A 13,151-nucleotide genomic window follows, 5' to 3' on the forward strand; every position below is an offset into this window, starting at 1 on the left:
CATTTATTATTGACTCTTAAATTGGCATCCTGGGTCAGAACAAGTCTGTCTAGTTTATCATATACTAGGTATTCCCATTGTTTTCCCGGTAATTTCTTTTCCACCAAACGATTTTTGTTATCATATTTGTATTGGTAGGCCAAATCATCTAATTGAGTTTGACTGATAGCTGTAGTACTAGTACTAACAGTACTTTGAAGAGTAGATAAATCAAAGAAAAAAGTCCCATAAAAAACACCTGTAGTTGTATCAGACAATCCGGAGGAATTAATATATAAATTACCTGAACTTATGTATACCGATCCAGCATCATTACCATTGCCAAAAGTTATATGTCCTAAATCCATATCAGGAAGCATGGGGGTTATAAAATCTAAATTCATGATAAACCCATCCCTAAATTGTAACTCACTCGCATAGGCATTAATCGTAATATCAAAATATCCGTTATAGATGTTAATACTAATATCATTATCATCTGTAGGGTGAACAAATAAATTAGGATAATCATCAATCCAATAACTTTGTTCCTCCCAATTATCCGATAAATTAATTGTCGTCAAACTCTCTGTTGTCATTTTTGGAGGCAATACATAGGTCAAATTACCAAAGTCATCATAAACATAATAAGTATCATGTTGTTCATTAGCTGTACTTGTTCCTACAGTACCATAGGTTCTTTTAAGAATCACTTGGCCTTGTTTATTTTTAAACTCTATCGTTGATCCATTTCTTTCAAGAGGATTGGCAGCAGTATTCTCGTCATAGGTTACTGTTTTATACAGTTCATTTGGTGCATAAAAGCCTGCGTCTACAATTGTTGGTGTATAAGTATTATTTGCAAAAGATAAATTCACTCTAAAACTTCTAACTTCATTAGCTATATTAGTTTGATAATCCATTTTTATTTCATGTCCGGAACCTAAAGCCCAGCCTGCACCCGGAGCAGCCTGTTTTAAGACACGGTTGAGTGGCGATGGTTCAAATTGTTTTTCACTAAATGGGTTATAGGTATATTCATATTTGGCTGTATTATAAAATGCAGTAGTTGCATTTAAAGCATCAGTCCTAAAAGTTCCTCCATTACTGGTTGCTGCATAAGGCAAATAATCTTTGCTTTGCCTACCAAAATCATCATAGGCAATTGGAGTGATAATATCTTCATTATTCCCACCTGCTTTTACCCCTATACTTTGCATAGGCCTACCCAAGCCATCAAAATGAGTAATATTTTGATTCGCCTGATTAATAGAAGGCATATTAATTTCTGTAGAACTCGCTACTTTATATGTAGTACTTTGAATATTATTTGTTGTTTGCGCCTTGATAACCATAAAGGATAAAAAGATCAAAAGGAATGCTATTTTTTTCATAACTTTTAGCTTTGTTTTACACTAATGAGATTAAAACTATCTTTATTCTAAACCTTGTTTCAGTTTCCTTACTCTGTAAGTGTTCCCGAAACATTCAGTATATTATTCCCATTAGTTCTATCTGAATTAATTGTAATAGTTGCAGATTGGAAACCAGATTCAGATCCTGCATTATGGAAAACTACATCAAAATCCTTATGACCTCCAGGAGCAATAGCCCCCGAATAAAACGGTCCCGCTAACGTGAATGTCCAAAAATCAGAAGATACAATTGACGAAACATTTAAAGTGGAATTTCCTGTATTATAAATTTGGATGGTTTTAGTGCTGTCATTATATCTGCTAACTGTTCCAAAATCAAGATTACTTATTGAGGTGCCATTGTAACGAATATCCATAATTCTTGAACCTGTACCAACAACTGCTGTACCTGTTCCTGATAAATTGATTTGAGGACCAGTAGCATTTGAATTAATACTAGCAATACCTGAATAAGCAGTTGCATCAGTTGGATTAAATGATACTGCAAGAGTTTTAGATTCTCCCCTTAATAAAGAAAATGGAACTTCTGAAGGGGAAACTAAACTAAATCCAGAAGGAAGCTGTATAGAATTAATATTAATATAAAGAGAAGGATACATAACAGGACTCGTATTTGTAATACTGAAATTCATTAAACTGGATGAACCTACCGGAGCATTTCCAAACGAAAGATTTTGATTACTCACACTGTAGGTTAATTTTTCAAAAAAAGTTTGACCACCTCCACAATTCAGATCTCCTGAATATGCAGGAACTATTATAGGACTATAAGTACCAGTCGGTACATAATTGTATTTATAATCCATAAGATAATTTCCTTCATCATCTTTTATTGTCTTTAATTTATTATCCGAATTGTAATCAAAATAGTTGATATTCCCTTTAGGATCCGTTTTGCTTGTTGTTCCTACCAAAGGATCATAAGTATAAGAAGTAATCATACTATTAGGCAAAAGAGTTCTTAATACAGACGTAGCAGAACGTAATATCCCTTCCTGCCCAGCTGTACCTATTGTTCGGTCATTATCTACATTGGATGCACTAACTACAGCATCAATTGCTGTTTGTATAGATGTTGTAATCTGTGACGATTCAAAATTGTCTATTTTTGCAATCGGATACCGTTTATTATAACCCCAAATATAAAAAGTATGCGAATCGTTTGCTTTAGAAACTTCCAAGACATTCCCTTTATCATCATAGCCATGATAGAAATAACGGGAATCAAAATTACCCCCCTCTTTTTTAGCATAGATTTGTTCCGGTTTTAAAATAGCATTTCCCCAATTTTTATAACCAAATAACTCTTTACTAATACTCATATTATTTTTTAATGTTTCTTTCTCAAGGATTGTAGTGCGATAATTATTAGATGCCAAGGTAGCCACCATAGCCTGTTGTGTGCCAGTCATAATACCCAGATCAGGAATTGCATCGCCTACCGTATAATAGTATTTTTCAGTAAGAACATCTCCTGTACTCGTTTTTAAACTTTTGGATTTAAGGTTAAAAGTATAAGTATCATCATACACAAATGAGGTTTCCGTAGTCACAGGGCTACCATGATTGTAACTTGTTTGAATTGTTGAAATTAATTTATCATTATTGATTTCTATAAAGTAATCATGCGGATTGAAAACAACATTAGCATTAAAAAACTGTGACATTGTAGTACCTAATGGATTTTCAATGTACATCCTATATGGTAATCCAAAAAAATGATGATTAGGAAAAGTCATTAGTCCAGCAATCCATCTTCTTTCATATGAATATTGATAATCTGTATGTTCTAAAACAGTATCATTATTATTTTTTATTGTTTTATTAATTAACCTTGGTCCTCCTGTACCCAAATTACGAAGAACCTCTTTAAAATATTCCCGTGTGTCTTTTCCAGTTTGGGTATCTAAATAAGTTGAAGGCGTATATTCGTATTCAAAAACAGTTTTGCCTTCATTACTATATTCCGTTACTTCATCATACCAAACATTAGGTTCAAATGAACTGTAATTACTCTGAGCGCTAATTATTCTTTCCCGATAATTTTGGAAATAAAGTGTAGAAAGATCCCACCCTCCCATATCATTCTCTATTCGAGCTCCATGCCCAGTATGTTGATTTTCACTCAAAAACGCATTGGAAAACCCATTTTTTTGTTTTAAAAAAGACATGGTCAAATTTCCTGCTCCAGATTCATTATGCCCATATTTGTATGACTTGACCATTGTTTTATTGGACACAGGATCATAGGTATTTATTTGTTTAATTCTAAGTCCCATACCACAAGAAACCCCTTCATCTGTTTGATAAGAATTAGGTTCATATTCAAAACTAGTTTGTCCTCCAGTAGGATATATTATATTTTTAAGAATCCGAGCCTGTGATTTTACAGGATCAAAACTACGATCAGCATAACCAACAACTCTATCTCCTATTGCACTCCAAGAAGTCTTAACATCTAGTGTCATTTTTGGAAACAAGCTCGTATTGGGTTTACCATTATACAAACCTAAAAAATCCTGACTCTTAAAAAAGTTCGTTATTTGTTGTTGATCATAGAAAAATTCATAGGCATTTTCACCACTTATAAGTAACTTCGTAAGTTGTTTGTTTGCCTTTTCCAACTGAATAATTTTGATGGCATTTCCCTCATGATTTCTAAAAGTTATTTTATCCAAAATATCGTAATCATTCGTAGAAGCCCCCTCAGAATAATCAAAAGATATACTTTCACCTGTATTGTATTCTATAGTACTTACGGACCTTGTTGTATAAAAATTATCATAATGACCAGAAGGATAAATAACACTATAACCAGTCTGACCATCCCATTGACCAATTGCCATGTTTGCAAAAGAACAATTAGCTTGATTATTATCAAAACCACAATCCATCATATCATTTACAACCAAAGATTCTACTAATTCAGCTAGACCAACATTAGCAACAGAATTCTCGTAATGAAAAATTACAGAGTTATTATTCCCCGGGGGGTCAATCTCTGTTAGCATCCAACTTGTAATACCTCTATCAGTATATTCTATGTATTCTGAATTTCCAAGAGAACTTCCAAATTTGTAAATAACACCATTTTCATCTGTAATTTCAAAAGAAGAAAATCTACCCTGTGCAGTTACACCCAATACTCTAATATCTAATGAAGATTGAGGAATCGTTGTGGCTTTGAGTGTCCCGGAAACCCATTCCAATATAAATGTAGCATTTGCATTAGGAAGATGAACACTAAATATATCATATTGAGCATCTTTGCCAGGTGTTACCCCAAAATTATTATCTAAAGCTGTATGAGGTGCTATGTCATTAAGATATAAGGGATCATTTAAACTTGAATTTGCTGTTCGTATGTCGTTGGTTGGAGCAGTATCGTCTGGATTCCCCACAATGGTTCTTGTTATTTTGAAACCAGGATATAAAGACCAGCCTAACCCTATTATGCCGGTAGCTTCATTTACTTTAATCCCCGAAGCATGATAACTTAAACTAAAAGGAATACTTACTCCAGATGCTTCCATGGTATATAACGGAATATTAATCTCAGGAATCCCTGTAGCTGTAGAAACCGGAAAACCTAAATACTTTTGAAACTGTGCCGAAACGGGATCTGGTGGGACAACATCTTTATGATAATTTTGTCCGATGGTAAACTTCACCCAAAAAATTGTTATAGCTAATGCTAAAATTCTTTTTGATTTCATAATCTTACTAATATTTGTAATCCTAACAATACTAAACCTATCTTAATGGGTGCTATATTAGTAAGAAAAATATTTATCAAATATAAATTATGAACTGTTTAGTATAAATTATCGGTCATTTTTATAAATTACAAACAAAAAATATAAAAAGCATCAAAAAAATATTGTGTTTATAATATTTCAAATCACCATATTTTTTTGGTAATTTTTTTAAGAGAAATTAAGATAGAAAATGTTAATAATAAAATACTGAACTTAAGTTTACAACTGAATAAAAAAGTGTTTATACTTTAAGTAATTTATAATCGAAGATTTTAGCTTCACTAAATTGTGGTTTATCAAAACAGTAAAAAATCTCGATAATTTTTAAGCAACGACATTTACCCAATCGCACTGCTCAACTGGAACATTGGCAAATACATCGCCACCAATAAAACTGCCACCAAAACCCCGACAAAAAGAATGATAAATGGCTCTAAAACTGTAGTCATCACCTTAGACTGCTGTACTACTTCCTGATTGTATTGCTCGCTGAGCTGTTTGAAAACATATTCTGTCTGGTTGGTTTCTTCGGCTACCTTGACCAGCGATATAATCCGGTTGTCAAAAAGCGGGGTATTTTTTAAACTGGAACTTAAACTGTTTCCTTTCAGAATGCTGTTTTCGACTTGTTCCAGTGCTTCCTGCAACGGGACAAACTGAATCATTTTTTTAACCATCTGAATACTGTTTAATAAAGGGACTTTTGCCGTAGTCAACAATGTAACGGCCTGAGTGAATTGTGCCAGATACACTTTGGTCATAAAAGCGCCCAGAACCGGAATTTTTACTAAAAAATAGTGTAGTGTCTTTTTGTACTTATGGTTGTCTTTAAAAAACTGCGTTGAAAATACGAAAGCAATGATGGCCAGTAAAAAATAAAGTCCATACGTTTTGGTCCATACTGATAATTTTACAATAAACTGTGTCAATACAGGAAGCTCCATATTGTTTTGCTTAAAGATATCCTGAAACATAGGCACCACATAACTCAGCATAAAAACAACTACCAATACCGCTGTACTTAATACAATAGAAGGATACGTAAGCGCAGCTACTATAATACGTTTTTGTTCGTTTTTACGTTCAAAAAAATAGCCCAGTTCCTCACATACCCGGGCTGTAGTCCCTGTTTCTTCCCCAATCTGAATCGAATAATATTCGTACTCTGTAAATGATTTTGAAACACGCAGTGCTTCCGAAAATGGTTTTCCGTTTACGACATCAGTCAGGATTGTCTGAATTAAATCTTTATCGGCACTTTTCTTTAATGATTCTATAATGAGCGACAGTCCTTCTTTAAAACTAACACCTGCCTTAAGCAAAACTGCCAGTTCAAGATAAAATGCCTGCTTCTTTTTATTATTGAAACTATCACCAAAAAGCGTAATTTCCTTTTTCAACAAAGTTTCAATACTGCCCGCTCCCTGAGGCTGAACCGTTTTTTTATTTGGGGTATTTTCAATCTTAAAGGCCATCTTCCTGATTCATAAAAAGGGTTAAGTCATTTTTTTTTGAAACAAAAATCCGATAATCGGGTAATTCTGTTTCCGCTACTACAGAAAGCGCATCTATTGGTCCTGATTTTATTTCTTTCCCTCTAAAAAATGCTTTATCGGGTGTTATTTTCAATTTAATAGTATCCCTATTTCGTAAACTGAATTTTTCCTGAAATGAATAGGTTATCGTATCTATTTCTGACATCATTGTGAGCACCTGTCTGTCTTTATCGTAACTTATCGTATGTGGTTCATTAAAGTCCTGCCAGAGTTTTTGTTCAAAGAGCACCAGCGTACTCGTTTTTTCAAAATTGTTCTGAATAGTATGAATTTGTTTCTGTACAATCCTTAAAACACTAAATGCCATTCCCACTACAATAGCCGTTATAATCATAACTACTATTAACTCTGCTAGTGTAAACGATTTCAATTTTCCTGCTCCCATAGTATCTGCTGTTTAGAAATTTCTTTTTTAGATACCCTGTTTACTGCTGAAACAGAAATCATTTTTTTATCTGAAACTGTTTCTAATTCAATACTGATGTCCCAGTCTTTATAATCTTCCTGATAAGGCAGTTTTATAACATTATGCTGCACTTCATACTCTAATTCGTTTATTCTGGTTTCAACACCATGCGTATTTTTTGAAAAAGTATTAAAAACCAGGTTGTTCAATATTAAACTTGACACAATGAATATGATTACGACCAATACCGTTGCTACAACTGCTTCGATTAATGTTGCCGATTTTATTTTTTTTAATACAGCCATTTCAAAACAGTTTTAGGTTCTTGCTCTAAAATTATACCGCCATATACTTCGGGAATATTTTCGTTTTCAATAGTAGCATTGTAAATATGATTCATAAAAATAGAACCTGCCTGATTGGCTACAAATTGTTTTGTAAAAACAGATCCGGAAACGATTCCTTTTATTTCAAAATTACCATTGCAATAGACCTGTCCTTTTATTCTGGCATCTTTTTCCAGAATAATCTGCGTTTGGAAATCAGGAGTTTCTTTTGTCTGAATATACGTAATACATCCTCTCAGAGTACTTCCTTCATCAATGAAAATCTGATTAGCGGACCGGTCATTAAAATTTAAATTATCTCCTGTACTGTTTTTATTATCCTGATACAATACTAAAGCCGAGGGGTAAGTTAAATTACATTTTTTACCCATTGTAATTTTCTTTGAAGCAATTGCCTGAAAACATCCAAGGGTTTCATCGTCTATTTCGATAACAGGCGCTATCAATATTACATCTTTCAGCAGGGCTGTTTTTTTTATTTTAATTGATGTTTCTGATTTAATTATGATATTTCCCGTAATTATCCTGTTTTCAATTATAATTGCCTTTTCAGAATAAAAACCCTTTGTTTTCGCTTTAAAAGAATTAATAATCCGGACACCTGAATTCAAATCAATAAATTCTTCTTGACGGTTTATTTTGTACTCTTTCAAATAAAAATTTACAGCATCCAGCAATGTTTTCTCTGGCTTAGGCAGCTCTGAAGTACTTTTTTCCTTACGACCGTAAATCAACTGAGAACCATAGTAACTATTTCCGGCTATGTAGCCCGAATTGACTCCCTGTACTGGCAAGAAAGCGATTCCCTGAATTTTGGTGTTACCAACCACAGTCAAAGCATTATGGGTTTCCTGTAAATAAAGTGTAGGCGATTTTTCTGAAATCATTACGGAGCCTATTATAGCTGCTTTGGTAAATTGCTTTTTACGAAATTGTGCCACCGAAATTCCTTTTTGAAACACACCCCATTGCGACAAATGCGTTTTTATAAACTGGTTTTCTTTTTTAATAAAATCAATACCGGTGGTATCTGTACTTAAATCTTTTTGTTGCAGAAGCGACTGAATTCCGATATCGACAATCTGAATGTTTTCAATAGCTCCTTTCGACTGTTCTTTCATATAGGTAAACGTGTACGCATACAGAACAATGCCTGCCAGAAGCAATGCAATAAGCACTGCAATAAATACTGTAAACTGCAAAGCACCGGATTTTATTTTGAGTTTTAATTTCAATCCTGAAGCATTATAAGATTGAGATTTCCCTTGTACTTCACATAAATAGATTCTTTATCACCATCTTTTAGAAAAATTTCATTTTCGGTATCGCCAATTTTCATGAAATAATTTTTATTATCTATAATAAGTACAAAAATCTTGTTTTTACCTTTTGAGTCAGCGATCAACCCTTTGTACACAATATTCGGCCAAACTAATGCTTCGGGTTCTTTAACTACTTTCGCCGTTTTAGAATGTGCTGTTTTTACTTTTGAAGCTTTTTCGGATACATACATTTTTCCAAGGAACGGATCTCTGTAGTTTACATTTATGGCAAAAGTTTCTCTTTTATTAATTTTTAAAGGCTTTAAGCTGAATTCCGGATTGCTGACAGGTAATGTTTCGTCAGCATTGGTAAATGAAAAGACCTGAAACAAAACAGCACCCCAAACCAATAAAACGAGTGGCAACAAAATGTATATGTTTTTTTTGTTTTTCATTTCTTAAATTCCTTTATTTTTCTGCATAATAACTTCTACAAACAACTGGTCTGTATTGGTTTTATAATTCCTTTTTTTATTAAAATTTAAATGTTTAATATTTCCCAGCATTGGGTTGTTCTCTACTTTGTTTAGTACAGCCAGACATCCGTTAAACGATCCTTCCAGCGAAAATGTGTAACTTGTAGTAGTAAATCCTTTTTGTGAGGCTATATGAGGTTCTTTAAAATCTACAATCTTTAAATGGTAACTATCACTGTAAGAAGTCAGTTGTTTTAATAAATCATTCTGAAAAGACTCAGATATATTCACATCATAATTTGCCAGTACCTGATCCAGCTGTTTTTCTTTTTGTACTAACTGCGCTACCAGTTTTGGCATATCGCTGTCTGCAGCTATCTCCTTTTGTTTGGTTTTGTATTCGTTATAATATTGTAGGGTATTTGAAATTGCAAAAGAGTAACAAACATAAAGCACTACACAAAAACCGGCTACAAGCAGCTTATTTCTTTTGTCCAAATTCATTTTACTTTAGTGTTAAATTTATAGAGAACGTCGTTTCATTGTTTTCATTCTTACCAAAATGAGTAATTAAAACTTTATCAACCCATTGAAGCTTTTCAATCTCTTCAACCCATTTTGTAAAATCATTATTTCCAATTGTGGCTCCTGAAATGGCAATAGTTTTGTCTTTTGTTACTATTGGCTCTTCGGCTTTGACTTTTTTTTCTAATGGATTAAAGACCAGTTCTGTCAATAAAACAGATGCCGGAACCTTATTAGCAATTTCATTGATGATTAAAGAACTTTTTGAAGTCATTCTTCCGTCAATCCCTTTTACTTTTTCTTCTTTTATAATAATCCTCTGTTTTAACTTGCTCACATCTTCAATTGAGGATTTATTCACTAACAAAGTTTCAGATGATTCCTGGGCCAATTTATAATAGTGTGTAAAAAAAACAAAATTGAGTAATAATATTCCTAAAACAACTCCAACCATTATTTTGATTCCTTTATTAAAAAAGGCCTTTTGTATATAATCATTGTATAATGAATCGCTGTATGATACTATAGAACCTGTATTCAAAGTATTATTTAGTATCAGTCGCAAAATTCCCGAAAAAGCCAACAGTTGTCGGTTTTCAATTTGGAGATCATTTATAGTATAGGTTACAGCAGATTCTAAAGTATTTGCTGAAATTATCTGGTTTTCCTCTTTTGATACACGCTGATGATTGGTATACAGTTCCTTTTCGTCTGTATATTCCATGATATCTGCTATTGCGCAAACACCGAGGCTGATTCCTGCAATTGTAATTTTCTGCTTTTGATAATTCTCTTGTAAACTATCTACATAAGATTTTCTGGCTATCGCAATTACAGATTTTGTTTTTAATCTCCAGATTTCATAATAAAATTCATCCCAGTTTGTGTTAGGAAAAGACTTATGCAGTAATTTTTCATCAGAGACCTCAATTCCTAAAACTTCCTTTTGAATAACCTGATTCGAATTTATAATTAAAAAAAAAGGCAGTTTAATATCCCATTTTTCGGCTATTTTTCCACTATAACCAACCCTGTCTTTTTTTTCAATTACCAGTCCTTCTTTTTTCTTTTCAACTAAGAGCAATGCTGTTTTTTCTTCATTATTTGAAGTAAAATGTTCAACACCTGTATATTGTTTTCCAAGTAAAAAGCTATTAAAAGATAATACCGCCATTAGTAAATAACTGTAGGTTTGATTAATACACTCAGTTTTTTCTTTGAGTCTTCTCTTTTTCGGGAACTAAACAGCCATTTTATCACCGGAATTCTTGATAATAATGGCACTCCTGACCCCGAATCATTTTTTACAGATTCTTCCAGTCCTCCTAAAACAATCAGGTCTTCATCCTTAACTCTGATGATGGACGTAAATTCTCTTGAGTTAATCCCCGGAGGCGCATCTGCATCCACTTTCTGACCATTAAAACTCGACTGAATCACTTTGATATCCAATGTAATCTGTCCGTTTCCGGAAACCAGCGGCATAATAGTTACGGATAATTCGGCATCAATAGGCTGATAGTTTTTAACTTCTGAAGCCTGCGGAATCTGTGAACCATAATAATTTTGATTGGTAACTACATAGTAGGTTGTTTCACCAATTGACAAATAAGCTTTATGTCCGTTTAATGTCGATAATCTTGGGGATGAACGGATTTTTACGTTTCCGTTTGTTTCCAAAGCTTTCAGGCTTAAATAAAAATTAGGTACTACTTTCCCAATATTCAAAGATCCAAATCCGTTAAACCCATCAATAATTTTGTTGATTGTCGTTGCTCCCAGATTAATATCGGCACTAGGGAAAACAGTACCGGAAGTTGTTACAGGCTTATCTCCGATCCCTGCTTTAATTCCTGTTTCAACTGTTGCGCTCCGATTGACTTCAAGCAGCATTACTTCTATCAAAATAACAGGAACGGCCTTATCAATATATTTTACAAAAGACTCAAACCTTTCTATATTAGCTGCAGGTCCGTTAACCAAAAAGCTATTTAACTCTTTATCGATTTTAATATCCAGATCTTTCTTTATTTCATCCGGAATAATTGTTAAAATTGATTCAGAAGAAGTACTGCTCCCAGTGGATGAAGAAGATGAATAATTACTACTGCTATTAAAATTACCATTCTGATTCGAATAATTAGAGTTTGAACCGGATCTGATATTGCTGCTACTATTGCTGTCAAAAGAATTATAATTTGAATAACTATTGGCATTATTGAGCCTTCCTGCGCTTCTTCCTTCCTTAGACGGATCACTCAAAATTTCAATTGAGCGGTGCATTAGAGGAATCGATTTTATAGTTCTCACTACCAGTTGATCTTTTGTCCCGAAATAATAAACCGAACCACTTTTTTTATACGTATAACCACCCGAACCTGATGACGATGATAATGATGCCGAGTTGTTATTATATTGCTGGGAATTATTATTTTGAGAGCTATTATTGCCCTGAGGAACATTTCCTTCTTTTGTTTCGAATAATTTTATCAAAAGTTCATCAAAAGTAATGTTTTTGGCTTTTACTGTTCCGTTTCCTGCATTTTCCAAAGGGCTTGATATGAACATATCAATATCCAGTTCGTGTCCTATATCGTAAACAATACTCGAAATTGGCGTATTTTCAAAATCAACGTTTAACAGCTTTTTATCAGCGTCAACTACCGTAAAGAAAAAGTTAGATTTTCGGGGACGCTGCGGTTTATTTTGTCTTATCGTTCCATTTGCATCGGATGTCCCTTCGGCCACAAAACTACCTTCCAGCTTGTCAAAAATATAGAAGTTATCTCTTGATTTGTTTACACTTAAATTATTAGCGTAAGCCAGTTTATTTAAAGCCGCATCAAAAGGCACATTTTTAATATAAGCTGTCAATAACTGGTTCTCCAGTCCCGGTGCAAAAACTAAGTTTTTACCGCTTTCATCCATTATTTTTTTGAAAACCTCGTATAATTTATCATCCTTCAGGTTCAATGAAAGTAAATCATTAGTTCCCTCATACACTACATCAATAACTTTTGCTTTTTGAATTTCTACAGGTTTTTCATATGATTTTATTGACAGAATATTTCCGGTAAAATCAATCGTCAGGTTATATTCTTTACATAAAAATATAAGCAGGTCTCCTACAGTTACATCTGAAAAATTATTTACAATATTAGTCTTGTTTAAATTGTTTGCAATACTAAAGTTTAATTTATGAACCTGCGAAACAGCCAGTAAAAAACTGGACAATGAAGCTTCTTTGATATTCACATTAATCTTTTCATTTAATCCAGGCGTATCGGCAGAAATGGCCTCAATATTATTTTTAAGCTGTGCTATTCTATTTTCCTGCGAAAATGAAATCTGAAAAAGCAGTAGTATTAATAGAGTAATTATTTTTTTCATGAACTATAAACTGTAA

Annotated in this window: 10 protein-coding genes; all 10 read right to left on the bottom strand. The window is 33.2% G+C overall.

Annotated features, from left to right (window positions below; translation table 11 throughout):
• A partial coding sequence (locus GWR14_RS07945; protein WP_223150968.1) for a DUF6443 domain-containing protein occupies positions 1–1,373 on the bottom strand: 1,373 nt, incomplete at its 3' end.
• 68 nt (positions 1,374–1,441) lie between these two features.
• Positions 1,442–5,131 (bottom strand): choice-of-anchor D domain-containing protein, encoded by a 3,690-nt coding sequence (locus GWR14_RS07950; RefSeq protein WP_163408501.1) that lies wholly within the window; start codon positions 5,129–5,131, stop codon positions 1,442–1,444.
• 380 nt (positions 5,132–5,511) lie between these two features.
• A complete protein-coding gene (locus GWR14_RS07955) occupies positions 5,512–6,648 on the bottom strand; it encodes a type II secretion system F family protein (RefSeq protein ID WP_163408502.1) in 1,137 nt (378 codons plus the stop codon).
• A complete protein-coding gene (locus tag GWR14_RS07960; protein WP_163408503.1) occupies positions 6,638–7,114 on the bottom strand; it encodes a PulJ/GspJ family protein in 477 nt (158 codons plus the stop codon). Before GWR14_RS07960 ends, GWR14_RS07955 begins: the two co-directional genes overlap by 11 nt.
• Positions 7,096–7,440, bottom strand: coding sequence for a hypothetical protein (locus tag GWR14_RS07965; RefSeq protein ID WP_163408504.1), 345 nt, complete (start codon positions 7,438–7,440; stop codon positions 7,096–7,098). The genes GWR14_RS07960 and GWR14_RS07965 overlap by 19 nt, the downstream gene beginning before the upstream one ends.
• On the bottom strand, positions 7,428–8,717 hold the full coding sequence (locus tag GWR14_RS07970; protein ID WP_163408505.1) for a hypothetical protein: 1,290 nt from the start codon (positions 8,715–8,717) through the stop codon (positions 7,428–7,430). The genes GWR14_RS07965 and GWR14_RS07970 overlap by 13 nt, the downstream gene beginning before the upstream one ends.
• The gene (locus GWR14_RS07975; protein ID WP_163408506.1) at positions 8,714–9,199 is read right to left on the bottom strand and encodes a hypothetical protein; all 486 of its coding nucleotides are present in this window, start codon (positions 9,197–9,199) and stop codon (positions 8,714–8,716) included. The genes GWR14_RS07970 and GWR14_RS07975 overlap by 4 nt, the downstream gene beginning before the upstream one ends.
• A gap of 3 nt (positions 9,200–9,202) precedes the next feature.
• Positions 9,203–9,724 carry a general secretion pathway protein gene (locus tag GWR14_RS07980; protein ID WP_163408507.1) on the bottom strand — a complete coding sequence of 174 codons (522 nt, stop codon included), beginning with the start codon at positions 9,722–9,724 and terminating at the stop codon, positions 9,203–9,205.
• Between the two features lies 1 nt (position 9,725).
• A complete protein-coding gene (locus GWR14_RS07985) occupies positions 9,726–10,919 on the bottom strand; it encodes a general secretion pathway protein (protein WP_163408508.1) in 1,194 nt (397 codons plus the stop codon).
• Positions 10,919–13,135 carry a type II secretion system protein GspD gene (locus tag GWR14_RS07990; protein WP_163408509.1) on the bottom strand — a complete coding sequence of 739 codons (2,217 nt, stop codon included), beginning with the start codon at positions 13,133–13,135 and terminating at the stop codon, positions 10,919–10,921. Before GWR14_RS07990 ends, GWR14_RS07985 begins: the two co-directional genes overlap by 1 nt.
• Between the last annotated feature and the right edge of the window lie 16 nt (positions 13,136–13,151).

Source organism: Flavobacterium ajazii (genome assembly GCF_010614725.1).
Classification (GTDB): Bacteria; Bacteroidota; Bacteroidia; order Flavobacteriales; family Flavobacteriaceae; genus Flavobacterium; species Flavobacterium ajazii.

Bases quoted from the DNA above. Each gene is read 5' to 3' on its own strand.
- GWR14_RS07975 (WP_163408506.1), bottom strand. From the start codon at position 9,199: ATGAAAAACAAAAAAAACATATACATTTTGTTGCCACTCGTTTTATTG.
- GWR14_RS07985 (WP_163408508.1), bottom strand. From the start codon at position 10,919: ATGGCGGTATTATCTTTTAATAGCTTTTTACTTGGAAAACAATATACA.
- GWR14_RS07960 (WP_163408503.1), bottom strand. From the start codon at position 7,114: ATGGGAGCAGGAAAATTGAAATCGTTTACACTAGCAGAGTTAATAGTA.
- GWR14_RS07965 (WP_163408504.1), bottom strand. From the start codon at position 7,440: ATGGCTGTATTAAAAAAAATAAAATCGGCAACATTAATCGAAGCAGTT.
- GWR14_RS07950 (WP_163408501.1), bottom strand. From the start codon at position 5,131: ATGAAATCAAAAAGAATTTTAGCATTAGCTATAACAATTTTTTGGGTG.
- GWR14_RS07955 (WP_163408502.1), bottom strand. From the start codon at position 6,648: ATGGCCTTTAAGATTGAAAATACCCCAAATAAAAAAACGGTTCAGCCT.
- GWR14_RS07990 (WP_163408509.1), bottom strand. From the start codon at position 13,135: ATGAAAAAAATAATTACTCTATTAATACTACTGCTTTTTCAGATTTCA.
- GWR14_RS07980 (WP_163408507.1), bottom strand. From the start codon at position 9,724: ATGAATTTGGACAAAAGAAATAAGCTGCTTGTAGCCGGTTTTTGTGTA.